Annotated in this window: 19 protein-coding genes and 1 pseudogene; 13 read left to right on the plus strand and 7 right to left on the minus strand. The window is 48.0% G+C overall.

The window, feature by feature from the left end; translation table 11 throughout:
* The 3 genes and pseudogenes from H8S80_RS30085 to H8S80_RS30095 form a co-directional block, all read right to left on the minus strand.
* Positions 1-117: pseudogene (locus tag H8S80_RS30085) on the minus strand (UDP-galactopyranose mutase); the annotation flags it as partial.
* Between the two features lie 950 nt (positions 118-1,067).
* Entirely contained in the window at positions 1,068-1,592 is a 525-nt protein-coding gene (locus tag H8S80_RS30090; RefSeq protein ID WP_117622807.1) for a sigma-70 family RNA polymerase sigma factor, read from the minus strand.
* Between the two features lie 7 nt (positions 1,593-1,599).
* Positions 1,600-1,764: a hypothetical protein gene (locus tag H8S80_RS30095; RefSeq protein WP_181988004.1), complete on the minus strand. Its 165-nt coding sequence runs from the start codon at positions 1,762-1,764 to the stop codon at positions 1,600-1,602.
* 300 nt (positions 1,765-2,064) lie between these two features.
* Here H8S80_RS30095 and H8S80_RS30100 point away from each other — a divergent pair, with 300 nt between their 5' ends.
* Positions 2,065-3,795 (plus strand): phage tail sheath family protein, encoded by a 1,731-nt coding sequence (locus H8S80_RS30100; RefSeq protein WP_117622808.1) that lies wholly within the window; start codon positions 2,065-2,067, stop codon positions 3,793-3,795.
* A 1,004-nt stretch (positions 3,796-4,799) separates the two neighbouring features.
* On the opposite strand, the gene H8S80_RS30105 is transcribed toward H8S80_RS30100, so the two are convergent.
* Together H8S80_RS30105 and H8S80_RS30110 are read right to left on the minus strand one after the other, a co-directional pair.
* Positions 4,800-5,204, minus strand: a complete 405-nt coding sequence (locus tag H8S80_RS30105; RefSeq protein WP_181991276.1) for a hypothetical protein — start codon at positions 5,202-5,204, stop codon at positions 4,800-4,802.
* A gap of 96 nt (positions 5,205-5,300) precedes the next feature.
* Entirely contained in the window at positions 5,301-5,576 is a 276-nt protein-coding gene (locus H8S80_RS30110) for a hypothetical protein (protein ID WP_117632806.1), read from the minus strand.
* Positions 5,577-5,766: 190 nt separating this feature from the next.
* Between H8S80_RS30110 and H8S80_RS30115 the strand changes: the two genes are divergently transcribed.
* Complete coding sequence (locus H8S80_RS30115; protein ID WP_002601597.1) at positions 5,767-5,916, plus strand: hypothetical protein; 150 nt, start codon at positions 5,767-5,769, stop codon at positions 5,914-5,916.
* Positions 5,917-5,967: 51 nt separating this feature from the next.
* On the opposite strand, the gene H8S80_RS30120 is transcribed toward H8S80_RS30115, so the two are convergent.
* The gene (locus tag H8S80_RS30120) at positions 5,968-6,411 is read right to left on the minus strand and encodes a hypothetical protein (RefSeq protein ID WP_002601596.1); all 444 of its coding nucleotides are present in this window, start codon (positions 6,409-6,411) and stop codon (positions 5,968-5,970) included.
* Positions 6,412-6,701: 290 nt separating this feature from the next.
* Positions 6,702-8,060, minus strand: a complete 1,359-nt coding sequence (locus H8S80_RS30125) for an N-acetylmuramoyl-L-alanine amidase family protein (protein WP_117622810.1) — start codon at positions 8,058-8,060, stop codon at positions 6,702-6,704.
* Positions 8,061-8,199: 139 nt separating this feature from the next.
* Between H8S80_RS30125 and H8S80_RS30130 the strand changes: the two genes are divergently transcribed.
* From H8S80_RS30130 to H8S80_RS30180, 11 genes are all read left to right on the plus strand, one after another.
* The gene (locus H8S80_RS30130; protein WP_002601594.1) at positions 8,200-9,009 is read left to right on the plus strand and encodes a tyrosine-type recombinase/integrase; all 810 of its coding nucleotides are present in this window, start codon (positions 8,200-8,202) and stop codon (positions 9,007-9,009) included.
* Positions 9,010-9,233: 224 nt separating this feature from the next.
* Positions 9,234-11,297: a thiamine pyrophosphate-binding protein gene (locus tag H8S80_RS30135; RefSeq protein ID WP_117622811.1), complete on the plus strand. Its 2,064-nt coding sequence runs from the start codon at positions 9,234-9,236 to the stop codon at positions 11,295-11,297.
* A gap of 55 nt (positions 11,298-11,352) precedes the next feature.
* Entirely contained in the window at positions 11,353-12,321 is a 969-nt protein-coding gene (locus H8S80_RS30140) for an NAD-dependent epimerase/dehydratase family protein (protein WP_117622812.1), read from the plus strand.
* 20 nt (positions 12,322-12,341) lie between these two features.
* Entirely contained in the window at positions 12,342-13,592 is a 1,251-nt protein-coding gene (locus H8S80_RS30145) for a class I SAM-dependent methyltransferase (protein WP_117622813.1), read from the plus strand.
* Between the two features lie 25 nt (positions 13,593-13,617).
* A complete protein-coding gene (locus H8S80_RS30150) occupies positions 13,618-14,571 on the plus strand; it encodes an NAD-dependent epimerase/dehydratase family protein (protein ID WP_002601590.1) in 954 nt (317 codons plus the stop codon).
* Positions 14,558-15,586, plus strand: coding sequence for a glycosyltransferase family 2 protein (locus tag H8S80_RS30155; RefSeq protein WP_002601589.1), 1,029 nt, complete (start codon positions 14,558-14,560; stop codon positions 15,584-15,586). The genes H8S80_RS30150 and H8S80_RS30155 overlap by 14 nt, the downstream gene beginning before the upstream one ends.
* On the plus strand, positions 15,583-17,775 hold the full coding sequence (locus H8S80_RS30160; protein WP_117622814.1) for a glycosyltransferase family 2 protein: 2,193 nt from the start codon (positions 15,583-15,585) through the stop codon (positions 17,773-17,775). The genes H8S80_RS30155 and H8S80_RS30160 overlap by 4 nt, the downstream gene beginning before the upstream one ends.
* A 1-nt stretch (position 17,776) precedes the next feature.
* The gene (locus tag H8S80_RS30165; protein WP_117622815.1) at positions 17,777-18,766 is read left to right on the plus strand and encodes a glycosyltransferase family 2 protein; all 990 of its coding nucleotides are present in this window, start codon (positions 17,777-17,779) and stop codon (positions 18,764-18,766) included.
* Positions 18,767-18,867: 101 nt separating this feature from the next.
* Positions 18,868-20,286 carry an undecaprenyl-phosphate glucose phosphotransferase gene (locus H8S80_RS30170; protein WP_002601586.1) on the plus strand — a complete coding sequence of 473 codons (1,419 nt, stop codon included), beginning with the start codon at positions 18,868-18,870 and terminating at the stop codon, positions 20,284-20,286.
* Positions 20,287-20,329: 43 nt separating this feature from the next.
* Positions 20,330-23,134, plus strand: coding sequence for an LCP family glycopolymer transferase (locus H8S80_RS30175; RefSeq protein WP_187049086.1), 2,805 nt, complete (start codon positions 20,330-20,332; stop codon positions 23,132-23,134).
* Positions 23,135-23,307: 173 nt separating this feature from the next.
* Positions 23,308-25,206, plus strand: a complete 1,899-nt coding sequence (locus tag H8S80_RS30180; RefSeq protein ID WP_117622817.1) for a trypsin-like peptidase domain-containing protein — start codon at positions 23,308-23,310, stop codon at positions 25,204-25,206.
* The last annotated feature ends 496 nt before the right edge of the window (positions 25,207-25,702 follow it).

A 25,702-nucleotide genomic window follows, 5' to 3' on the forward strand; every position in this document is an offset into this window, starting at 1 on the left:
AGAACGGTATTCCAGGACTCCTAACTGGTAGTCGAAGAATTCGTCTATTTGGCCTGTATAGACCGTTTTATCGGCTATCTGGGGGTTCTCAGAGATGAACTTCCTATAATCGGTATTATGTACTGTAAAAAAATGTTTTGGCAGCTCTAAAAAATATAAAACCAGACAATTAATTTAGAAATCATTTGTATACCAGATTTTGATTGAGGATTTTGTAGATAGGTAAGCAGGACAATTAGAATAGAGACTGGATTGGAGAGATAAATAAGTTGATTGTGATATGTTAAAAAATTCGTTAGACATTGTATATAATTTCATATCAGACAAAGAATACAATAATATAGAGAATAGTTAAGAGACAAGAAGCAGTTGATTTATGTAAAATCAGCTTACATAAATATTTTCAGGTATCTTATGATGACCAATCTAAAGGCCTGGAATAAATAAATTCGGGCCTTTAGATATAAACAAAATTAAGTGAATATTATTCTTATACTCCTTCTGTCTTTCATAAACTACCCATTATTAAGAAGGCTGGTGTCTTCAGATGTGTGTACTATAGTGGCAACCGGAATTTTTACTTTCATTCTCAAGGCTGCAGTGTTATAACGGTTATTTTTGATTGTCGGGTCTTTTGTGTAATAGTTTTTCCGGGATAAATGCCTTTCGCTTGGTTCATATCGACAGCTTCTGAAGTGGTGATGTAGGTACCAGTTGGTTTTTCGCTATTCCAGCCACCTTTATAGAGGTTATAAGATCCTTATTGTGAATATACTCCATTCTTCATACAGGGTGTGTGTAGATGACATTTCCAGTGCGAAGCTTCGGTTTCATACCGCTGCTTAAAACAGCGTAAATGTTCATACCTCAGGCCTGCGGAACAAAGAAAATCATAATGGCCGTAAGGGATAAATGCAGCAAAAAATTGGAGATAACGGTTAACCGCCAATCTAGAAATGGCCGCACAGCATGTGGGTACAACATAGGGAACAGTCCTTTCTGAATTGTGGCACACCTTTGTATATATGGCAGGCAATGGTAAGTTAAAAAGTGAAAGAGTTACATTATTAATCTAAGGACAGAAATTTCTGCTCGAAATAAAGTCTTAATTTCTTTAAAATTTTTTTATGACGATATTGTAAAGTGGTAAATGGAATTCCCGTTTTCTGAGCTATTTTGCGCAGTGAATTATCTAGATAATAAATGTGTGCCAGCAGTTCTTTATCTTCTTTATTCAGTGTGTTTAATGCCTGTTTTAACTCGTTTATCAGGAGGTCGCGTTCAGCCTGATGTTCTACAGGATTTCGGTCTTTTTCTGCAAATAATTCACTTCCGTTTAAGCCTTCTCCATCCAGAGCATCGTAGGAGAAGACGCCATTCCGAATATCCCCTTCCCTGAAATAACGATCCTTTCGCTCCCCATGCTGCCAAATCTTATAGATTTCCTCGCTGACAGGAATATTTTGCTGTTCGATTTTAATGTAATATTTTATAATGATCCCCTTCTTTCTTGGTTGTGCAAATAAAACAGGAGAAAACGGGTCCGGCGCTGTGGCCTTTTCGTTTTCTCCTGCTATTTGGTAATGAATCATTCCTTTGCTAGGTAGTTTTTTCTGTAGTTGTTTTCTGAGTATCCGGTTCGATTAAATGGATGTGCTGTACTTTTTTACAGCGCGGGCACTTGATCTCAATGGTTCCGGCGGTCGGCGGTTTAATGTCAAACAGGCGATGATGGCATACCGGACAATAGATTATATGATTCATAAGTCTCCCTCCTTCGGAATCGAACATACGTTCTAATTCTAAAATATCAAATTTTTTAGATTATGTCAATACCGGAATAAAAAAACTAAACCAGAATATAAACTAATTTAAAAGGCGGATGAAAACATTCATGATCTATAGGAACAATACCACATTTCAAAAAATACATTGTTAATTACAATGGAAAAATTTATAATAGAATTACACTTATAAAAAATTGATTAATATGTAGAAGAAATAAACACCTGATAACCAGACGGGAAAAGCAAAAACAGTAAAATATTAAGAAGGGAGAAGACTATGGCGGAGTATTTATCACCTGGAGTATACGTGGAGGAATTTGATTCAGGGGTGGTACCTGTGGAAGGGGTCAGCACCAGTATCGCCGGTTTTATTGGGGTGGCGGAGAAAGGACCGGTCGGAGGCGTACCGCGGATGGCGACTAATTTTTCGGATTTCAAACAGATTTATGGAACTTATCTTTCCGAAAGGGAAGCCTGTAATTATCGTTTTCTGGCTTATGCGGTAGAGCATTTTTTTATCAATGGAGGGTCCCGCTGTTTTGTTACCAGGGTTGTGCCGGCGGACGCATCTTGTGCGAAGGGAGCTGTACCAAATACTGGAGAGTCCATTCTGAAGTTTACAGCCAGTAATCCGGGGGCGTGGGGGAATGGGCTGAATATAGTTATATCTCCTTCGAGCAAGGCAAGGACTCAGGTCTTTGACGTGCTGGAGGCGGCAGAGGGGAAGCGGTACTCGGTCAAAAATAGTGCCGGATTTTTTGATGGTGATATTGTAGCGTTTTCAGATGGAAATACTACGGTTTATAATCGGGTGGTGGAGAGTAAAGACAATGTTATTTCTTTTGAACATGAATTTGAAGTGGATGTAACGGATAAGAATCTATTGCCGGATAAGATTATATCCACCTGTGAGTTCGGGCTGGAGGTCAGGTCCGGTGATTCCGTAGAAATCTACGAGAATCTTTCATTTAATAGTAATATTCCACAGTTTGTGGAAGCACAGGTTTCAAAATCAGATCTGATTTGTGTGGAATATGTTGGTAAAGGAAAGGAAAAACTTCGACCACCATTTGAATGTCTTGCGTCTTCCGTTCAGGATACCGTGACGGTTAAGCTTTCAGGCGGCACGAATGGTAATATTCTGAACATGGAGGCTTCCGATTTTATTGGAAATGACCATGGGGCCGGAAATCGAACCGGAATTCAGGCATTTCTGGACAACGATATGGTCTCAGTTATTGCCGTTCCTGGTGTCACAGATCAGAAGGTCCAGCGTTCTCTGACTGCTCAGTGTGAACGAAAGAACAGATTTGCGGTTCTCGATATTCCACGGGAGGCAAAGGCGGTACAGGACATCATCAGGCACAGGGAAAATCTTGATACATCCTATGCGGCTTTCTATCATCCATGGGTGATGGTGTTTGACCCCCTCGATAAGAAAAATATAGCAATTCCTCCTTCCGGATCTGTGATGGGAATCTATGCCCGCAGTGACAATTCCCGCGGCGTCTATAAAGCACCCGCCAATGAAGTGCTTCGGGCTTGTGTGGGACTGGATGTGCAGTTTGACAAAGGTGAACAGGACATTTTGAATCCCAAGGGGGTAAATTTGATCCGGCGGTTCCCAGGTCAGGGAATTCGGGTATGGGGAGCAAGAACTGCAGGCAGCGATGGAACGTGGAAATATATCAACGTGCGCAGACTTTTTATATTTTTAGAGGAATCCATAAAGAAAAATACGGACTGGGTAGTATTTGAAGAAAATAACGAAGAGCTATGGATGCGGGTACAAAGAATAATAGAAGTGTTTCTGAGGGAGGTATGGAGAAGCGGCGGCCTGGCCGGATCATCTCCGGAAGAGGCATTTTATGTAAATATTGGGCGTGACACCATGACACAGGAAGAAATTGATAATGGACACCTGATTTGTATCATTGGCGTGGCTCCAGTGAAGCCAGCTGAGTTTATAATATTCAGGATTACTCAGAATACCGCATCTGCACAGTGAAGATTTTAAGAAGAAGGAACAATAGCGGCTGGCGATTCAGGATTAAAATTCAGTCATGTATGCGCGGCCGGCTAAGGACGAAAGGGCTCACAATGCCATTATATTGTAGAAGAGGTCAAGGGGGCGTGCCAGGCAGAAAATGGTTTCGCAGCGGCAGAAGAGTTGACAAGAATTTTTGCAGAAGCAGATTGTGAGGAACTGACGGATACTCATATGTATGCTATATGCGGACAAAATTGAATGAAAAATACAAACAATTACACGCGGTATGAAGTAAAGAAATGTGAAAGAAAGATAATGAGAATAATCGACAGTTTAGGTGTTTTGCTGATTAACAGATTGGTTGTATCTGACGGATAATCATTGTTACAATAATAGACAGCAACTGGCTTATAAAATGTATATGAGTATTTTATAGATAGTGTTGCAGAAGGAATGTATATTGAGGGGAGGAGGCTGGGACGGTAATAGAATGCAACAATGTTTATGTGTTCTATTACCGGACAGACCTATAAAACGGATATTTTGAGTCGTATTACAGATTTGGAAGGAAGACTTAAATGACTTGTTTAGCTTCTATAACGGTTTTCTTCTATAACAAGGAAATAATTGTCATTCAATAAAAAATAAGCAGAGAGAGGCGGTGGAACAGGTATGAAGATAGAATAAAGAGTTATATTGGAAAGATAATGTACGACTGTCGAAAAAAATATAGAGATCTTAATTGACGATATGGTTTGGGTCAGTTAGGGAACGGAGGGGGCGGATGAGTTATAAAGTCTCCTTTCATAATTCACAGAGGTGTCCTCTGTTGGAGGACAAATGGTTGAGATAGATATAGCTTTAAATGTGGAACTGACAAGTAAGAGCAGTTTTAAAAGTGTATAATAAAAATGAAAAGTGATTATTAACCGTTTGAATGCACCAAAATAACATGGAAAGATACGCCTGGAGAATACATAAAAGAGGCATGGAGTAAAGTATGAGATCGGAACGCAAAAGTATTAAGTATTCAAGTGAATTAATTTAGAAATATAAGAATTATAAAAGATATAGCAATAAAAATGCATCAAAAATATTATCAGGAATTCTATTAGGAAATGCATCGGAAACGATATTAGGGAATCAATCAATGGATAAATCAGAGGATCAATCAGGAAATCAATCAGGAAATCAATCAGAGAATCAATCAGGAAATCAATCAGAGGATCAATCAGGAAATCAATCAGGAAATCAATCAGAGGATCAATCAGGAAATCAATCAGAGGATCAATCAGGAAATTAATAAGGAAATCAAACAGAAAATTAATAAGGAAATCAAACAGAAAATTAATCAGGAAATCAATCAGAAAATCAATCAAGATATCAATCAGAGGATCAACCAGAAAATCAATCAGAAAATGTATCAAAAAGCATACTCAAAAACCACATCAAAAAATTCTACCACAAACAATATCACCACTTACATCAACCACCCCACCAAAAACCACATCACATCTCCCTCTCTACCGCTCTTCCCCCTCCCCCTCAATCACAATCTCATCAAAATATCCACATGCCCGCAGTACCCAAAGGGCCTCTTTGATGACCCGTTCGTCGCCGGCGGCGTGCAGGATAATGCGGTGGTTCTCGAAGCGGTTTTCCAAAATGTTTTTTAGGGCGCCGGGGCGGTAGGAGGCTCTGGGGACCATACCGTAGCAGGCCTGCTGCACATTTTTTGCAGGTGGGTTTGGATCGATGAGAATAATTTTGTCGAAATCGTAAATGACATCGTTTTTCATATATCTGGTACTTCCTTTCGGAGAAGATGGATACATATGGTACTGCTGATTTTTTTTGACTTAACCGTGTGTTTATTGACTTTTTGTGAGGCTGCCGTTTTGTCGAATATTGCGATATGTTTTGCTTTTCAAACGGCCGGAAACGTCTTATAGTGGTTACAAGAAAAGCAAAAAAAGGAGGGTTTTCCACATGACTGATACTGAAAAGATGAGGTTCATGGAAATGGAGAATATGAGGTTAATGGAAGAAAATGTTAAGCTGCGCAGAGTGATATCGAAATTAAATCAGACACTTAACAGACTGATCGAACATTACATAAGTTCTGACAGGATCGCATGACCGAGGGTATTGGGGAGTGCCCCGCACTCCCAATAAAACTCTCTGTTATCGCTATTCCGGATTTTCGGAGTTACCGGCGCCGCCGGAAGCTTTTTCACCAGATGGTGGAATAGGAGGCTTGCCGGCCGGTTCGATTCCTTTGTTTTTACGCACCAGATCCCAGATTGTCTGATGCATCCATTCAACGGTCTCGTTCAGCTTTTTATTTTCGGCTTCCAGTTCGACGATGCGATCGCTCATGCGGGCGATGACCTCCCGGTTATTATAGGCCTTGTGTGGCGCCATCAGGCGTTTGACGTAAGGAGAAGAAGCAGAAATAATCTGTTTCGACAGTAAATCGTCCCGCTCTTCACAGCTTAAATCCATAAAGTCCTGAAAACTGATGGACAAAGGTACCATGTCCACGGAGCATTTGGGACATACCGCATTTTTAGGAAGCTGGTAATATCCATAATACCCGCATTTCGAACAATAGTACACGGAAAGCTCTCTCATAGCGTCCTCCTTTTTTGCTTTTCCTGCCAAAATGGCAGTACTCTTCTATATATATAACGCAAAATAAAGAAAATTATAACGCGAAATATCGCCTTTTTGTAGAAATATCCAAAATTTTATGTTTTATTAACACTATTGCTCTAAATATGGAGCAAAAAATGCATTTTTGCGGTTTTTAGTTTTAAACGTAAGAACTGCGTACACTCATCCCTGATGCAGTAAAAAAACAGACTGCCCCAAGGGGCAGCCTGCCGGTTTGAACGGATGAAACTTTTGTTACTTTCTATGCATTACTGGATAATGCCGTTTACGTCGACAACCCAGGTCTTGCCGTTAGAATCTTTATAATCTTTGAAGCCATTTCCAAGTTCCGGCTTTGTAGCGGATTTGGAGGAAGAGGACGCCTTCTGGATGGAACCGCTTGTGTTCACCAGATACTGGTTTCCGTCGTAATTCATCGGAGCCAGTCTTAAATCAGAGTCTGCGTCTTTTCTTAAACCATACTCGTACAGTGTGTTGTCACGGATCCCGTGGAAGCCCTGGCCCTTTCTGGAGCCGTCGGTATAGAAGAACCATGTCTGATTCTCATCTAAATCTTCATTGTAAATAACCTGCTTGCCGGTTCTCATAACGCCATCCTCTGCGAAGTAGAAGTTGGCAATTTCTCCATCTTCCAGATTGACAACCTTTAAACCAGTCTGCATTTCACCCTTTGTATTAAACGCATATTTCTTAGACTCTACAGTGAATAACTGAAGTCCGTTATCTGCATGGTACGGCTTACCGTTCTTGAAGTAGAAGTTATAAAGTTCGCCTTCTGCGCTAATGCCTTCCACGCCCTCGATGGTTCTCCATCCGGTTACGCGTTTTCCATTTTCCGGCTCATAGTACTGATATCCGGCCACGGTGGTTGCTGTATTTTCTGCAGCATCGGAAGGTGTTGCATTTTCTGCATTCTCTTCTGCAGGAAGCTTAAACCATCCTGTCTGCATCACGCCGTCTACGAAGGTATAGTAGTCGCCGCTGATCTTTTTATCGACCTGATTTTCTACCATTTTTCCGTTTGTGTCAAAATAGTACCAGGAATGGGTCATCTCAGGATCGTCGCTTTCGTTCTCCAGCTGAATCCAGCCAGTCTTCATCACGCCGTCGTCTGTTTCGCCCAGGTAGTATGTCGCGTTATCGATTTCTACCTTTCCTGTCATCATCTGTCCGTCTTCGTTGAAATAATACCAGCTTTCGCCGATCTTCTGCCATTTGGCGATTGCGGCCTTGCCGTTCTTTCCGTAATAGTACCAGTGGTACTCGGCAGCGTCAGGGGAGTCCCATGCGTCTTCATTTTCAATGGAGATCCACTGGTCCATAACCCGTTTGCCGGTTTCATCAACGTAATATTCATCAATTTGTGCATTTGTGGCGATTTCGCCTTCTTCATTTAAGTAATACCAGTCTTCGCCGCGCTTCTTCCAGGTGTCTGTTAAGAAGTAATCGTCCTCTTCATAATATTTGAAGGAACCGTTTTCTTCTACCCAGCCGATTGTTTTTGCATATGCGGTGGAAGACCCGCCGGTGAAGCCCATCTCTGGAGCTGCTACGGTCATTACTGCCGCAGCGGATAATACAGCCATCATTTTTAAATTCTTTTTCATAAAAAATTTCTCTCCTTTTTTCTCACTTTGATTTGTCGTGGCCGAAAATCCATAGTTGCATTACTCTGCGATTATAACGTACGCTAGGTGGGTAGCGAAAGTGTGGGTTGATGGCAGATATGGAAGGAGATAACAGAACATGGAGATGGATGTAGAATTTGAGGGGTTCCTCCGTAGAAGCAATCTGGCCGATAATACGATAAAAGCCTATGTATACGCGGTGAAACAGTATTGCGGCCGGTATGACAGAGTGACGAAAAGTAATCTCCAAAAATACAAACTGTTCCTGCTTGAAAACTACAAACCGAAAACCGTGAACCTGCGGATAAGGGCAGTAAACTGTTATCTGGAAGCAATCGGCAAGGAAAAACTGGCATTATCTTCTGTCAAGGTACAACAGAAGACGTATCTGGAAAATGTAATCAGCGACGCAGATTATATGTATTTTAAGGAGTGCTTAAGAAGGGACGGGGAATGGTTCTGGTATTTTGTCATCCGTTTCATGGCCGCCACAGGAGCCAGGGTGAGCGAACTGGTTCAGATTAAGGCGGAACATGTGCAGACGGGCTACTTGGATCTCTATTCCAAGGGCGGGAAAATTCGGCGTATTTACATACCGAGCGCCCTGCGGGAAGAGGCTATGCAGTGGATTAAATACCGTGGAATCGAGAGCGGTTTTCTTTTTTTAAACCGTTCGGGAGACCGTATCACCACGAGGGGAATTGCCGGGCAGCTGAAGAAATTTGCCGCCCGGTACGGGATCCCCGTGGAGGTGGTCTATCCCCATTCCTTTCGCCACCGGTTCGCGAAGAATTTCCTGGAAAAATTCTCAGACATCGCGCTTCTGGCCGACTTAATGGGGCATGAAAGCATCGAGACAACGAGGATTTACTTGAGAAGGACGAGTTCCGAACAACAGCAGATTGTAGACCAGGTAGTAGACTGGTGAGAAAAGGGGGTAAAAAGTAAGAAAAACTTCAATATGCATTTTATAAGGGGTGTGGTATACTATGAGTACTTAGCGAGGTATTTTCGAGCTTAGTACGAATGCACACCTGGACACTTAATGAGGTATTTCACGAGTTTAGTGACCATGGTGTACTATGAGTACTTAGCGAGGTAATTCGTACCTAGACAGACAATTATTATTTTTTTATGTAAGGAGAATCCATCATGCGAATGAAAGTATCCAATTACATCTCCCAAAAACTTGTGGATTTTGGTATCACACAGGTATTTACCGTGACCGGAGGCGGAGCGATGCACTTAAATGATGCACTGGGGCATCAGGAGGGACTTACCTGCCTTTATAATCATCACGAGCAGGCATGCGCCATCGCGGCAGAGTGTTATGCGCGGGTTCAGGGACGCATAGCAGCTGTCTGTGTTACGACAGGCCCGGGGGGCACCAATGCCATCACCGGGGTTGTAGGGGGATGGCTGGACTCCATACCCATGCTGGTATTATCCGGACAGGTTCGATACGACACGACGGCAAGGTGGTCGGGAGTGGGAATCAGAGCCATGGGAGACCAGGAGTTTGACATCACGAAGGCGATCGACTGTATGACAAAGTACAGCGAGATGGTCATCGACCCCATGAGAATTCGCTACTGCCTGGAGAAGGCCATCTATCTGGCCTATTCCGGCCGCCCGGGTCCGGCGTGGCTTGACATTCCGCTGAACGTTCAGGGCGCTTATATTGAGACAGAGGAACTGATCGGTTTCTCACCGGAAGATTATGAAGCGGGAGGCGATGGCTGGGCCGTGCCTTCCGATTGTCACGGTGATTCGTGCGGTGAGCGTGTGAGCGATTGTCCAAAGATAGAGGCCGACAATGCGGGGCAGGGCGAGAAGCGTCAGGTGCTTCCGCCATCCGTAACGCGGGAAACGGCAAGAGAAATTATTAAAAAGATTAAAAACTCCGAACGGCCTGTTATCAACGCAGGAAATGGAATCCGAATCGGACATGCCTTTGATGTCTTTTCCAGAGTCGTGGAAAAGCTTGGCGTTCCTGTCGTGACCGGCTGGGACAGCGAGGACTGTATGCCTGATGATCACCCGCTCTACACGGGCCGCGGCGGCGGTATGGGAGACCGCGCGGGCAATTTTGCCATACAGAACAGTGACCTGGTTTTATCTCTCGGAAGCCGCTTAAGCATCCGCCAGGTGGGATATAATTACAGTACATGGGCGAGAGCTGCCTATACCATTGTCAACGACATTGATCCGGAAGAGCTGAAGAAGCCATCCGTTCACATCGACATGGCGGTCCATGCGGATGTGAAGGATTTGCTGGAACAGCTGGAGCTGGTTCTGGATGAAGAGTACGGAGCCGGACAGCCTGTGTTTACCGGCGGCACCGGACTTAAAGACAGAACATGGACGGAGACCTGCCGCATGTGGAAGGAGAAATATCCGGTTGTCCTTCCGAAGCATTTTGACCACGGGGAAGACGAAGACGCCAATGTCTATGCGTTCATGAAGGAAATGAGCAACCGTCTGAATGAAGAACAGGTGATCGTTGTAGGCAACGGTTCCGCCTGCGTTGTCGGCGGGCATGCGTGTATCATAAAGAAGGGGCAGCGGTTTATCTCGAACTCAGCCATCGCCTCCATGGGATACGATTTGCCGGCGGCCATCGGGGCCTGTATGGCCGTGCAGGAAGGCTATGTGCAGGAAAACGGTGCGCAGGAAGGCCGTATGCAGGAACGGGATGCGCAGGAAGGCCACATGCAGCACCCCGTATCGCAGCTCACCGGCAGCGATATTATCCTGGTCACCGGCGACGGCAGCATTCAGATGAATCTTCAGGAGCTTCAGACGATCATTCATCACCGGATGCCGATCAAGATCTTTTTGATCAACAATGGCGGCTACCATTCGATCCGGCAGACGCAGAAAAATTTCTTCGGCGAGCCGTTGGTGGGAATCGGTGTGGACAGCCACGACTTAAGCTTCCCGGATATGGAGAAGCTGGCGGGCGCCTACGGTTATCCTTACTGCAGGGCATGCCATAACGGAGAACTGGTGCCGGCCATTGAGACAGCCCTCCGGACGGACGGTCCTGTGATCTGTGAGATCTTTGTGAGCCGCGATCAGAATTTTGAACCGAAATCAGCCGCGAAACGCCTTCCCGACGGAACCATGGTGTCTCCGCCGCTGGAAGATTTGTCTCCATTCCTTCCGGATGAGGAGATGGATGAGAATATGATGATTCCGCGGATCAGGGAATGATGAAACAGTGATCAATGAGCAGCAAAAGTGTGAAGAATAAGGAGACGTTTAAACGTTGAATATTGTAGTGACGGGCGCGACGAGTTTTATCGGCGCGCCCATGGTTGACAAACTGATCGGAATGGGACATGATGTCTACGCAGTCGTGCGTCCTGCGTCAAAGAATATCGCAAGGCTCGATACGGGAAGGGAACGCCTCCATGTGATTGAGATGAATTTAGAGGAGGCCGACCGCCTGGACGGCGCAATTTTGGTGCCGTGCGAGGCATTTTTTCATTTTGGCTGGGATGGCGCAGGCAGTGAAAACCGGATGAACCGGGACGTGCAGCAGAAGAACGCGGCAGACTCCCTGAAAGCGCTGGAAGGCGCGAGAAAGCTGGGCTGCCGGACCTTTCTGTTCAGCGGTTCCCAGGCGGAGTACGGGATCCACCGGGAAGCGATGACGGAAGACACTCCGCTAATTCCCGTATCGGAATATGGGAAAGCGAAGGTGGATTTTGGCAGGCAGGCCATGGAAGCGGCCGGCCGCTGGAGACAGGAAGCCTGTGATTGGCACGGTGACTCGTGCGCAGAGCGTGCGAGTGATCATTTCCGGTTCATTCATGCCAGAATTTTCAGCATCTACGGACCGGGAGATCATCCGTGGTCCCTGGTGGAAAGCTGTCTTAAGACATTTCCGGCAGGGGGATACCTTTCTCTTGGCGAATGCACGCAGATGTGGAATTTTCTGTATCTGGACGACTTGCTGGAAGCGCTCACCGCCCTTTGGTTAAGCGGCGCGGAAGGAATCTTTAATGTCGCGGGAGAGAGTGGGGAGACGAGGCCTTTAAGAGAGTATGTCCGTCTGATGTATGAGGCATGCGGCTGTCATGGAAGCTACAGCTACGGCAGGCGGCCTCAGAATGCGGAAGGGCCGGCCAACCTGATCCCGGACGTGAAAAAGCTGATGGAAGCGACAGACTGGAGGCAGGAAATAGCCTTTCAGGAGGGAATACAGCGTCTGCTCCAAAGAAAAAATATTTGACAAACAGGAGTTTTTATGGTATGAGAGATAAGATTTGTATTGCATGCGGGAAATCACTTCCGAAACGGCCGCTGATTGTTCTGGATGGCATGCCGGCCTCCGCACAGGATATCCCTGATGCGGAAGGAAGAAATGAGGACAAAGGGATTTCCCTGCATCTGCACCAGTGCGATTTCTGCGGTCTGGTGCAGTTTGACTGTGAGCCTGTCGGCTATTATAAGGACGTCATCCGCTCCGGCGGATTTTCCACCACCATGGTGAATCTGCGCAGAAGACAGTACGGAGCTCTGATTGAGACGTATCATTTAGAAGGAAAGAAATTCATTGAGGCCGGATGCGGTCAGGGAGAATTCTTGTCCGTACTCACGGAGTTTCCGGTGGAGGCTTATGGCATTGAGCATAAGGCAGACCTGGTGGAGCTGGCGAGGAGCCGGGGCTTAAAGGTCTGGAGACAGTTTACGGAAGATGAGAATACGGTTCTGGAGAATACGGAAGACGGCTGTCACGGGCCTTACGATGTATTTCTGTCCTTTAATTTCCTGGAGCATCAGGCCCATCCGGTCCGGATGCTGAAATGTCTTTATAACAATCTGACGGAAGGCGGTTTGGGACTTCTGACCGTTCCGAGTCTGGAATACATTTTAAAATACGACGGATATTATGAGCTGATTCGTGATCATCTCGCCTATTACACCTTCGACACCCTGCGTTTTGTGCTTGCGGAGGCAGGCTTCGAAGTGCTGGAAGAGGAGATGGTGAACCGGGATACGCTGTCGGTGGTTGTAAGAAAACGGCCGGTGACGGAGGGCGTCGAGACGGAAGTTAGGATGTCTGGAAAGACTGAGGACGCGGATCACGTTGGAGAAGATTCGGAAATCTGCGGCATTTCCTCAGCTATTGCAGGCTTTGCGGAGAGCCGCCAGGAGTTGAATCTGGAAGTGAACCGCATTTTAAATCAGTTTGATGAGACCGGCCGGACACTCGCGATCTGGGGAGCCAGCCATCAGGGATTTACCCTGGCGGCGACCACCGGGCTTAAGGACCGTGCGAAATACATGATCGATTCGGCGCCGTTTAAGCAGGGGCGCTTTGCTCCGGCATCTCACATTCCCATCGTAGCTCCGGATCATTTTGAAAAAGAGCCTGTGGATGGCATACTTATCGTAGCTCCGGGATATACGGAGGAGATTGCGGGAATCATAAGAGAAAGATTTGGAAGCAATGTGGAAATTATGACCCTGCGGAGCAGACATATTGAGAAAAAGTTGTGAATAACCAAAGGAGCGTATTACGTTTATGGAGAATATCGTCATCACCGGGGCTACCGGATTTTTAGGGAGCCATCTGGCCCAGTGGTTTCTGGAGCAGGGAGACCGGGTCTATGCCCTGGTACGGCCGGGATCGGCTAAATTACAGTATTTACCGGAGCACAGGAATTTGATTCCCGTGTACGGAACCATGGAAGAGGCGGCGGACTGCGTGGAAGAAATCGGCCATGCGGATGCGTGGTTTCATTTCGCCTGGGGCGGGGTGAACCGGGAAGAGATTGACTCGCCGGAGGTTCAGGCGGGGAATATAAGAGGCTCTCTGGCCTGTGTGGAAGCGGCGCACCGTCTGGGATGCCGCGTATTCATGGATGCGGGCTCCCGGGTGGAATACGGAGTGATCGAAGATGGCCGCGGTGTGATGACGGAAGAGATGGAATGCAGTCCTGTCAATGAATACGGGAAGGCCAAGCTGGAATTTTTCCGGCAGGCAGTGCCGGTCTGTGAAAGGTATGGCATGAATTTCTGCCATCTGCGATTCTTCAGCGTTTATGGGTACGGGGACCATCCGTGGTCCATCATATCCACGCTTGTGAGGGAACTGCCGCGTGGAGGCCGGGTGAGTTTAAGCGCCTGCCGCCACGAATGGAATTTTATGTACATCGATGATGCCGTGGAGGCGGTGGGCCGCCTGTATGAGCAGGTGAAGGACAAGCCCTGCAAAAAGGGCGCGGCAGTCAATATTGCCAGCCGTGACACAAGGGTACTCAAATCTTTTGTGGAAGAGGTTTTTGAACTTGCCGGAAAGCGCGGAACGCTGGAGTTCGGCACCTTTGTTCAGGCAAAGGAAGGCGCGCTGTCCATACGTCCGGATGTCAGCCGCATGGAGGCCATGACGGACGGATTTAAAGAGCGCTATACGTTTGGCCGCGGCATTACGGAAATGATAAAGAGAGAAATGGAGCACCAGGATGAAGAAAATTAGCGTATTGATTCCATGTTACAATGAGGAGGAGAATGTCGTACCGATCAGCGAGGCGGTCATTAAAACGCTTCAGAAGGACCTTCCGGAGTACGATTACGAACTTGTTTTCATCGACAATGACTCGCAGGATCATACAAGGAGCTTAATCAGACAGCTGTGTGATGAGAATCCGAAGATTAAGGCGATCTTCAATGCACGGAATTTCGGGCAGTTTAACTCCCCGTATTACGGGATGCTTCAGATCACGGGAGACTGCGTGATCGAGATGGTAGCGGATTTCCAGGACCCGGTGGAGCTGATTCCGCAGTACGTTCATGAGTGGGAAAAGGGATATAAAATTGTCATAGGAATCAAGACCAGCAGCAAGGAAAACCGGCTGATGTACTGGCTGCGGGGCTGTTACTATAAGATGATGAAGAAGCTGTCTGACGTGGAGCAGATCGAGCAGTTTACCGGTTCCGGTCTGTATGACAGGGATTTTATCGAAGTGCTGCGGAATCTGGACGATCCGACCCCGTTCCTCAGAGGTATCGTCGCGGAACTCGGTTTCAAGATCAAACAGATTCCCTATGAGCAGCCAAAACGGCGGGCGGGTGAGACGAAAAATCATTTTTACCAGCTTTACGATGCGGCAATGCTCAGCATTACTTCCTATACGAAGGCGGGACTTCGTCTGGCGACTATTTTCGGAAGCATCTGTTCTCTCATCAGCATGGTGGTGGCTGTGGTCTATCTGGTCATGAAGCTGATGTACTGGGACCGTTTTCCGGCAGGTATGGCGCCGGTGCTCATAGGCATGTGTTTCCTCGGGTCCGTGCAGATCTTCTTTATCGGCCTTATGGGAGAATACATTCTGTCCATCAATGCTAGGGTGATGAAGCGGCCGCTCGTCATTGAGGAAGAGAGACTTAATTTTGCGGTGGGAAATGCGGCGGAAAAAGAGGAAGACGGCCTGGAAAACTGTGAGGACGCGGACCTTTTCGCGGCTTCCTTAGAGGATGGAGAGAACGTATGAAATACAAGATCGATGTGGCGCGTATCCGCGAAAATTCAATCGTATTAAATGGCTGGGTGATCGGAAGCAGTCCGGAGGCAGAGGTTTTATTCACTGTCCAGGATGAGAATCAGAAGAACGTGGAGTTTAAGTACGTTCCGGTGCGCCGCGATGACGTCAGCCAGAACTATTTTAAGACCGTATATGAGAAGGACTTCGGATTTGATATCCGCATTCCTTATGTGAGAGATGATAACGAGGACCGTTTTCTGGTGATTCGGTGTGACGGAAAGACCTCCAGGGTGAAGCTGAACACGGAGATCATCGAGAAGCACAACAGCTCCGCGCATAAGAAGCACGCGAAGCTAAAGAGTATGATGAATAAGGAGACGCTCCATTCGGCAATCGAGTTCTGGAAGGAAAACGGCTTAAAAGCGTTTCTTTTGAAGTCGAGCCACAAGCTTCAGGGGATTGACAGTGATTACGATTATCCGGAATGGTACCAGCTGACAAAGACGACTGACGAAGAGCTGGAGGCGCAGAAATCGATGGAATTCGATTATATGCCAAAGCTGTCCGTGGTGATTCCGGCTTACAAGACGCCGGAGCGGTATCTGGCAGCCATGCTGGATTCCTTAAGGGCACAGACCTATAAGCACTGGGAGGTCTGCGTGGCGGACGGAAGCCCCAGAGGCGAGAGCGCGGAGCGCGTGCTTAAGCGGTATGCCATGAAGGACGAGAGAATCCGCTACGTGGTTCTGGGTGAAAATAAGGGAATCGCGGGAAATACCAACGCTGCCATTGATATGGCGAAGGGCGATTTCATCGTTCTGGCCGATCACGACGACACGCTGGCGCCGGATGCGCTGTTTGAGTGTGTGAAGGCGATCAACCGTGATCCGGAGATCGACGTGGTCTATACGGATGAGGATAAGCTGGATATTGACGGCGGGGAATTGTTTGAGCCGCATTTCAAGCCTGATTTTAATCCGGATCTGCTGACGAGTGTGAACTATATCTGCCATTTATTCGTGGTAAACCGGGAATTATTAGATGAGGTCGGGGGCTTTTTAGAAGAGTTTGACGGAGCCCAGGATTACGACTTCATTTTCCGCTGCACGGAGAAGGCCAGAAAGATTTACCATGTGCCGAAGGCGCTGTATCACTGGCGCTGCCATCAGAATTCCACCTCCAGCAATCCGGAGAGCAAGCTCTACGCCTTCGAGGCGGGGGCACGGGCTATTCAGGCTCATTATGAACGCATGGGAATCCGGGCGCTGTCTGTGGAAAAGGGCGTGGACTACGGAATCTACCATACGAAATTCGAGATAACCGGGAGTCCTCTGGTCTCAGTCATCATTCCGAACAAGGATCATACCGCGGATCTCGATGTCTGCATGCGTTCCCTGATTGAGAAGGGCACCTATAAAAATCTGGAATTCATCATCGTGGAGAACAACAGCACGGAACCGGAGACATTCCAATATTATGAGCGGATTCAGAAAGAGTTTGATTTCATACATGTGGTAAAATGGGAGCGGGAATTCAACTATTCCGCAATTAATAATTTCGGTGTGACGGCGGCCTCGGGAGAGTATCTCCTGTTCTTAAACAATGATACGGAGCTGATTAATCCCGAGAGCATTGAGGAGCTGCTGGGCTTCTGTCAGAGAGATGACGTGGGAATCGTGGGAGCCAGACTTCTCTATTCCGACGATACGATTCAGCATGCGGGAGTGGTCGTGGGATTCGGCGGCATCGCCGGTCATACCTTTATCGGCCTTCACCGGGCGGAGAGCAGCTATTTCAACAGGGCTATGTGTGCCCAGGATTACAGCGCGGTGACAGCGGCCTGCATGATGAGCAAGAAATCGCTGTTTGAAAAGGCTGGCGGCTTCGCGGAGGAGTTAGCCGTAGCGTTTAATGATATCGATTACTGTATGAAGATCCGGTCCCTGGGCAAGCTTGTGGTATATGCGCCGTATGCGCTTTTCTACCACTATGAGTCCAAATCGCGGGGGCTGGAGGATACGCCGGAGAAGGTGGAACGGTTTAACCGGGAGATTAAGCTGTTTGCGGACAGGTGGCCGGATATTTTAAAGGACGGAGATCCATATTACAATCCCAACTTGACGCTTCGCAAATCCAACTTTGCCTTACGCGACCTGCGCAAGGAGAAAATCGGGGAGCCTTATCGGCTGGAGGTATGAGATGGCAGGTAAAGTAACAGTCGTTATTCCAAACTATAATGGCCTTAAATTTATGGAACCGTGTTTTGCAGCCCTGGAGGCACAGAGTGAGAAAGACTTTGATGTGCTGGTGGTGGACAACGGTTCGACGGATGGAAGCGTGGAATGGCTGAAGGAGAGTGGAATTCCTTCGGTATTTCTTCCTGAGAATATTGGATTTCCGGGCGCGGTCAATATTGGCATCAAAAAAGCTGAGACGCCCTACGTCATCCTGTTAAATAACGATACGGAGCCGAAGCCGGATTATATCCGGGAAATGATCCGGATGATCGAGCGGTCTCCGAAGATATTTTCTGTGAGCAGCCGGATCATCCAGCTGCATCATAAGGAGCTGATGGACGATGCTGGGGACATGTACAGCCTGCTCGGCTGGGCGTTCCAGAGGGGCGTCGGACAGCCGGTTGCCGGATATAAAAAGCCCTGCCGGGTGTTTGCGGCCTGCGCGGCGGCGGCGATCTACCGGAGGGAAGTCTTCGAGGAGATTGGATACTTTGACGAGTCGCATTTTGCCTATCTGGAGGATGTTGATGTCGGCTACCGGGCGCGGATCTACGGATACGACAATGTTTACTGCCCTGCCGCAGAGCTTTACCACGTGGGAAGCGGAACCAGCGGTTCCAAGTACAATTCCTTTAAGGTAAAACTGGCGGCGAGAAACAATCTCTATTTGAATTATAAGAACATGCCGCTTCTTCAGCTGCTGTTTAATCTGCCGTTCCTTTTGATTGGGACCGGTATTAAATACCTGTTTTTCAAAAAAATGGGCTTTGCTGCCGATTACGCGGAAGGCTTTTCTGAGGGAATTAAGACCCTGGGAAAATGTAAAAAAGTGCCGTTCCGGGCAGAACATATCGGGAATTATCTGCAGATTGAATGGGAACTTTTTACCGGCACACTTCTCTATGTATGGGAATTTCTCAAGAGAAGATTAAAAAAACTTACGGCGATTTAAGAATTATTTAATGGCATCATGGTACATTATCATGTATAATATACGAGAAATTATCATGGACAAGTTAGGTTTTCGTCGTACGACAGGAAGGTTATGCTGCTATGATAAAGGACAATCAGAAAAAACTGAACGGATTTCATGTAGTGCTGGATGGGCTGGTTATTATCGCCTCCTATGCGCTGGCGTGGTTTATCCTGCTTATGGGAAACCGGTTATTCAGCCCTGAAAAGAAGCTGCTGGCACCGCAGTATTATTTTGCTGCGCTCATCATAATCGTACCGGGATATCTGCTGCTTTACGGCATATTCCACCTCTATGCGCCGAAACGGGTGCAGCAGAGACGATATGAGTTTGCCAATATCTGTAAGGCCAATCTTATTGGGTTTCTGCTTGTTACCATGGTCTTGTTTCTTCTTAACAAGAATCCATACTTTTGGAACTTCTCGAAGAGAATGGTATTTTATTTCTTCGCGATTAACATCATACTGGAAACGCTGGAGCGGAATCTGATCCGTTACGTACTTCATTCCATGCGTTCCAAGGGTTATAATCAGAAGCATATTCTGCTCATTGGTTACAGCCGCGCCGCGGAAGGCTTTATCGACCGGGTGCAGCAGAATCAGGAGTGGGGCTATCAGGTCAAGGGCATCCTGGATGACCATAAGGAATGGGGAACCGAGTATAAGTCGATCCATGTGATCGGCACGGTGAGCGATTTGGATGAGATCCTGGCGCTCAATTCTCTCGATGAGATTGCCATCACGCTGAGCATTGACGAATATGCAAACCTGGAAAAAATCGTGGCTTCCTGTGAAAAATCAGGCGTCCATACCAAATTTATTCCCGATTATAATAATATCATACCGACCCGTCCCTATACGGAGGATTTACAGGGGCTGCCGGTTATCAACATCAGGCACGTGCCGCTGACCGATCCGGTCAACGCCATCATGAAGCGGATTGTTGATATCTTCGGCGCCATTGTTGCGCTTGTGCTGTTTTCACCGGTGATGCTGGTGACGGCCGTGCTTATCAAGCTGACTTCCCCGGGACCGCTGATCTACAGCCAGGAACGGGTGGGACTTCATAACAGACCATTTAAGATGTACAAGTTCCGGTCCATGGTGGTTCAGGCGCCTTCTGAGGAGAAGAGCAAATGGACGACGCCCCACGATTCGCGTGTGACACCGGTCGGCCGGTTTATCAGAAAGACCAGTATTGATGAGATGCCTCAGTTTTTCAACGTTCTGATGGGCGATATGAGCCTGGTGGGACCGAGACCTGAGCGTCCGCTGTTTGTAGAGAAGTTTAAAGAGGAGATACCGCGGTATATGATTAAGCATCAGGTCCGTCCGGGAATTACCGGCTGGGCGCAGGTCAACGGCTACCGTGGAGATACCTCCATCACGAAACGAATCGAGCACGATTTATATTACATCGAGAACTGGACCCTTGGATTTGATTTTAAGATTTTGTTTCTTACTGTGTTCAAAGGGTTTATCAATAAAAATGCGTACTGAGTAATGTCCGGTACAGCAGGCACCAGAGGATGAGGTTATTTACATGAGCAAGGAATACGATGATGAGTTAGACCGCGCTTCCGGCCCGAATGGGCGGAGCAGGGCCAGAAACAGTGAACACGGAACTTCGGAAGATGCTTACTATCTGGATGATGACTTAAGTACCGCAGGATATAGCGATGCGGACGGTGACACATATGGAAGACAGCAGACGGGAAGACCCATGGGCCGCCCGTCTGAGAGTGCGCAGGGAAATGGCCGGCCTTCCGCAGGTACCGGCAGAGCATCGGGAAACGGCGGACCGCAGGGCGGGAACACCAGAATGCAGGGCAACAGCGGAATGCAGGGCGGCAGCGCCAGAACAGCAGGAAGTGCCGGTGCGCAGGGTGGAAGCTCCAGAGCCGCAGGAAATGGCGGAATGCAGGCAGGAAACTCCAGAGCCGCAGGAAATAGCGGAATGCAGGGAGGAAACTCCAGGGCCGCAGGAAATAGCGGAATGCAGGGAGGAAACTCCAGGGCCGCAGGAAACGGCGGAATGCAGGGAGGAAACTCCAGGGCCGCAGGAAACGGCGGAATGCAGGGAGGAAACTCCAGGGCCGCAGGAAACGGCGGAATGCAGGGAGGAAACTCCAGGGCCGCAGGAAATAGCGGAATGCAGGGAGGAGACTCCAGAACTGCAGGAAATAGTGGAATGCAGGGAGGAAGCTCCAGGGCCGCAGGAAACGGCGGAATGCAGGGAGGAAACTCCAGGGCCGCAGGAAACGGCGGAATGCAGGATGGAAACGTCAGGCAATCCGGAAATAGCGTACCCCAGGGCGGAACTGCCAGGAATGCAGGAAACGGTGCGCCGCAGGGCAGTTTAGGAAACGGATCGAGGAATGCAGGAAACGGACAGACCCAGGGCGGTATGAGACAGGCCGGAGCGGCGGGTAATGGAAATGGCAGGGCCCGACAGGAAGGTGGAAGACCGGACGGAGGAAATCCGGTTCAGGGCGGAATGTCGAGAACAACTGGAAGACCTTCCGGGAATGGACAGCCTCAGGGCGGCGCCGGGAGATCCTCAGGAACCTCCGGCTATGAGCCGAGGCGTCAGACGCTTCAGGGAGCCTCGCTTCAGATCGGTGACGGCGGAAGCGGTTCAGGCGGAATGGGAGGAAGGAAGCCTCAGGACGCAGCGAACCGGGCAGCAGCAAGCCGTTCGGCGGCACAGGCTGCGAAGAAGAAAAAAATCAGAAGAATCATTGTTATGGCAGTCGCGGAAGTGCTGACACTGATTTGCATTGGGTTTTATGGTTATGCGCTGCGATTAAACAGTTCCTTGATTCATTCCAACGATTTTGACAAGAGCAAGGTAAAGAATACAGAACTGCCTGTCGCTAAGACGGAACATATGCAGGGATATATGACAATTGCTGTGTTTGGTGTGGACAGCAGAGATGGAAACGTACATAAGGGAACGAATACCGACGTGATCATGCTCTGCAACATCAACCGCGATACGGGAGAGATTAAGCTGGTATCCGTTTTCCGTGATACGTATTTAAACACCAGCAGCGGCGGAACTTATAATAAAATCAATTCCGCCTATGCGAACGGCGGCGCCGAGCAGGCGCTGGCGGCACTGAACCGGAACCTGGATTTAAATATCGAGGACTATGTGACCTTTAACTGGAAATCTGTGGCAGATGGCATCAATATGCTGGGCGGTATCGATGGAATCGATATCAGTAAGGCAGAATTCCGCTACATCAATTCCTTTATTACAGAGACTGTACAAAAGACCGGCGTCCCGTCCACTCAGCTTAAGTCGGCGGGTGTCCAGCATCTGGATGGAATCCAGGCAGTTGCTTATGGCCGTCTCCGTCTGATGGATACGGACTATGCCAGAACAGAGCGTCAGCGTCTGGTTATTCAGAAGGCATTTGAAAAAGCAAAACAGGCCGATCTCGGCCTTTTGAACCGGATTCTTCTGATGGAAGTGGAACAGGTCGAGACATCGCTGTCATTCAGCGATTTAACCAGCCTGATTCTCGATATCGGCAAATACCATATCGGTGAAACCGGCGGCTTCCCATTTGCCCGGGATTCCATGATTATGGGTAAGAAGGGAGACTGTGTTATTCCTCAGACGCTGGAGTCGAATGTAACGGAACTCCACAAATTCCTGTATGGAGAAGAGGGATACCAGACGACTGATTTGGTGAAGAAGATCAGTGCGAAGATCTCGGCTGATTCCGGTATGTATAAAAAGGGAGTCAGTGTAGATCATGTTCCGACGGATCAGGGATACGTTCCAAAAGAGACGAAGGAGACGGATGAGACAAAGAAAACGACGAAGGAATCCGATGAGATTGACGAGCGGGAGTCCACATCAGAGGGCACATCGATCGAGGAGACGGATGAGAACGGAGATCCTATAAAGCCGACGAAACCGGGAGAGACGACGGCGGATGGCACGAAGCCAACGAAACCGGGAGAGACCACAGCGGATGGTACGAAGCCGACGAAACCAGGGGAAACCACGGCAGACGGCACGAAACCGACCAGTTCGACGAAGCCGGGAGAAACTACGGCAGATGGCACGAAGCCAACCAGTCCGACGAAACCGGGAGAGACGACATCGGCGGTTAAACCTTCCTCACCGGGAGATGAGACCACGGAATCGTCGGATTCCAGCACGGGACCTGGCGTAAAGCCTACGACGGCGCCTCATGAGTCTACCAGCGCACCGGAGACGACATCTCCGGGTCCGGGCGGTTCAGCAGGGCCAGGAGGCGGAGGAACCGTACAGCCGGGCGGTTCAGGGAACGATGATGTAATCACGGTACCACCGCCAAATGCGGCATAAGGCATACTTAACACATTCAAAAAGACATCTTTCAGGACTTTAAAAGCCCGGAAGATGTCTTTTTTTGCGATTTTCACATATTGAATATAATTTTATCACAAAATAGTCACATTTCATTGATAGACTTCAAATATCAAAAGAAAACAAAGGAAACAGGAAAGGGGATAGTTTTTATGTATAACGAAAATGAAAACAACGATCTGGGCCGTACGACTCCTGAAGAACATAAAGAAGAACCTATTACAACGAACTTTACAATGAGAGATCCGGACCCGGAAGAAGCAGCACGTGAAAACGGCTATGAGAGTAAAGAGACTCAGCCGGAGTACACAAGACAGGAGAGCCGTTCCGTATATGGACAGCAGCCGTATACGGAAAACCAGAGTCAGGGAATGAATCAGAACCAGGGCGTGAACCAGAGCCAGGGAATGAATCAGAACCAGGGCGTGAACCAGAACCAGGGAATGAATCAGAACCAGGGCGTGAACCAGAGCCAGGGAATGAATCAGAGTCAGGGAATGAACCAGACTCAGAATCAGCAGACATACAGACCAGCGCAGCCGATGGGACAGAACCCATACCAGAGCGGTCAGAATGCATATCAGAGCAGCCAGAGCGGCCAGAATGCATATCAGGGCAGCCAGAGCGGACAGAACGCATATCAGGGCAGCCAGGACAGCCAGAACGGTCAAAGCCAAAACGCATACCGTTCCTCCTATGGTTATCAGCAGACGTCACAGAATCAGCAGTCCTATGGCGGGCAGCAGGGAATTCCGCATTATCAGGAACACCAGTATCAGAGAATGACGCAGGGACCCGTTCCGGAAGGACCGAAGCCTCCGAAGAAGAAATCAGGCTTTGCAAAGAGAGCGGCAGCAGTTGTGGGCGCAGCCCTGGTATTCGGTGTGGTAGCCGGAAGTACCATGGTTGGAATCAACTGGGCGGCTGGCAGCTACAATCAGAGAAATCAGGTGGAAATCAGCCAGGCTGAGACATTACCGTCATCAGATGGTTCAGCGGCTGCATCTTCGGACAGCACATCAGGTCAGGTAAGTGGAACGGCTGCCAATATGGACGTATCCGCGATTGTTGATAAGGCAATGCCGTCAGTCGTCGCCATTACGAGCAAGGTAATCTATGAGAGCCAGACATTCTTCGGCCCGATGCAGAGAGAGGGCGTAGGCAGCGGCTCCGGTATTATTGTAGGAAAGAATGATGATGAACTTCTGATCGTTACAAATAATCACGTGGTACAGGGCGCCGAGGAACTGAAGGTAACCTTCATCGACCAGACTCCTGTGGATGCCGCGATCAAAGGAACAGACGCAGACAGCGATTTAGCTGTGATTGCAGTGGCACTTAAGGACATTCCGTCCGATACACTGAGCCAGATCGCCATTGCCAGCCTCGGCAACTCCGATAACATCAAGGTAGGCCAGGGTGTTGTGGCAATCGGTAATGCACTCGGTTACGGCCAGTCCGTAACAGTCGGATATATCAGCGCACTCGACCGTACTGTACAGACAGAAGACGGCGTGAGCAGGGATCTTCTTCAGACAGATGCAGCCATCAACCCAGGCAACAGCGGCGGCGCACTTTTAAATATGCAGGGCGAAGTCATTGGCATCAACTCAGCCAAGTATTCTTCAACAGAAGTAGAAGGCATGGGATATGCAATTCCGATCTCCAAGGCTCAGAATATTATTGATACTCTGATGACAAAGAAGACCAGGACTCAGGTGGCAGATACAGAGCAGGGATATTTAGGCGTTCAGATCAAGAACATTGATGCGGCAACCAGCCAGCAGCTTGGTATGCCACAGGGCGTTTTCATCTATAAGATCGTGGAAGGCGGCGCAGCTTCCAAGTCTGACCTCCGCGAAAAAGATATCATAACAAAATTTGACGGACAGAGCATCAAGACATACGATGATTTAACCAACATGCTGAAATACTATGAGGGTGGAACAACCGTTACCGTAACGGTACAGTCTCTGGAAAATGGTCAGTATGTGGAGAGAAATGTTGACATCACACTGGATAAGAAACCGGTAGAGAATTCCGTGAACTGATAAGGAAGAGACCGGCCGGTTCAGAGCAGTAACAGCGCGCAGGCGCGCGGAGAAGGCTGAGAGAGTCTTCTCCGTGCGTTTTTTGATTGGATGGGAAAATTCGTCCTATGAAATAAAAACCTTCCGGGGATGTACACTGCGCGCTAGGGAGATATGGCCGCTGAAGCGAACGTGCTCCGGCGCGCGCGTCCGGTTTGTCAAACTTTTTGTCCAAGCACTTTACCATGTTACGGAAAAGAATGGAAGGAAGTTGTTAAAAAAGTCTAAAATGCGGCAGTGCTCTTGTAGGATGAAAGTAAATGATTTATAATGAACAGGTGCGCCGGCAGTGAAATACGGCGGACAGAACAATAACAAATAATGATAACACATGGCGCTAACACATAACGACAACGCATAGCGATAACATATAGCAATCACATATAACTTAACATATAAAAGGAGATTAAATTTTGGAAGATAAAGAATATCTGGAAGAGACAAAGGACAGAGACGA

Source organism: Hungatella sp. L36 (assembly GCF_014288035.1).

Excerpts from the sequence above, each read along its gene's own strand:
- H8S80_RS30120 (WP_002601596.1), bottom strand. The coding sequence starts at position 6,411 with ATGAGAGAGCTTTCCGTGTACTATTGTTCGAAATGCGGGTATTATGGA.
- H8S80_RS30170 (WP_002601586.1), top strand. The coding sequence starts at position 18,868 with ATGATAAAGGACAATCAGAAAAAACTGAACGGATTTCATGTAGTGCTG.
- H8S80_RS30175 (WP_187049086.1), top strand. The coding sequence starts at position 20,330 with ATGAGCAAGGAATACGATGATGAGTTAGACCGCGCTTCCGGCCCGAAT.
- H8S80_RS30090 (WP_117622807.1), bottom strand. The coding sequence starts at position 1,592 with ATGATTCATTACCAAATAGCAGGAGAAAACGAAAAGGCCACAGCGCCG.
- H8S80_RS30180 (WP_117622817.1), top strand. The coding sequence starts at position 23,308 with ATGTATAACGAAAATGAAAACAACGATCTGGGCCGTACGACTCCTGAA.
- H8S80_RS30165 (WP_117622815.1), top strand. The coding sequence starts at position 17,777 with ATGGCAGGTAAAGTAACAGTCGTTATTCCAAACTATAATGGCCTTAAA.
- H8S80_RS30130 (WP_002601594.1), top strand. The coding sequence starts at position 8,200 with ATGGAGATGGATGTAGAATTTGAGGGGTTCCTCCGTAGAAGCAATCTG.
- H8S80_RS30100 (WP_117622808.1), top strand. The coding sequence starts at position 2,065 with ATGGCGGAGTATTTATCACCTGGAGTATACGTGGAGGAATTTGATTCA.
- H8S80_RS30125 (WP_117622810.1), bottom strand. The coding sequence starts at position 8,060 with ATGAAAAAGAATTTAAAAATGATGGCTGTATTATCCGCTGCGGCAGTA.
- H8S80_RS30135 (WP_117622811.1), top strand. The coding sequence starts at position 9,234 with ATGCGAATGAAAGTATCCAATTACATCTCCCAAAAACTTGTGGATTTT.
- H8S80_RS30115 (WP_002601597.1), top strand. The coding sequence starts at position 5,767 with ATGACTGATACTGAAAAGATGAGGTTCATGGAAATGGAGAATATGAGG.
- H8S80_RS30155 (WP_002601589.1), top strand. The coding sequence starts at position 14,558 with ATGAAGAAAATTAGCGTATTGATTCCATGTTACAATGAGGAGGAGAAT.
- H8S80_RS30095 (WP_181988004.1), bottom strand. The coding sequence starts at position 1,764 with ATGAATCATATAATCTATTGTCCGGTATGCCATCATCGCCTGTTTGAC.
- H8S80_RS30150 (WP_002601590.1), top strand. The coding sequence starts at position 13,618 with ATGGAGAATATCGTCATCACCGGGGCTACCGGATTTTTAGGGAGCCAT.
- H8S80_RS30160 (WP_117622814.1), top strand. The coding sequence starts at position 15,583 with ATGAAATACAAGATCGATGTGGCGCGTATCCGCGAAAATTCAATCGTA.
- H8S80_RS30145 (WP_117622813.1), top strand. The coding sequence starts at position 12,342 with ATGAGAGATAAGATTTGTATTGCATGCGGGAAATCACTTCCGAAACGG.
- H8S80_RS30110 (WP_117632806.1), bottom strand. The coding sequence starts at position 5,576 with ATGAAAAACGATGTCATTTACGATTTCGACAAAATTATTCTCATCGAT.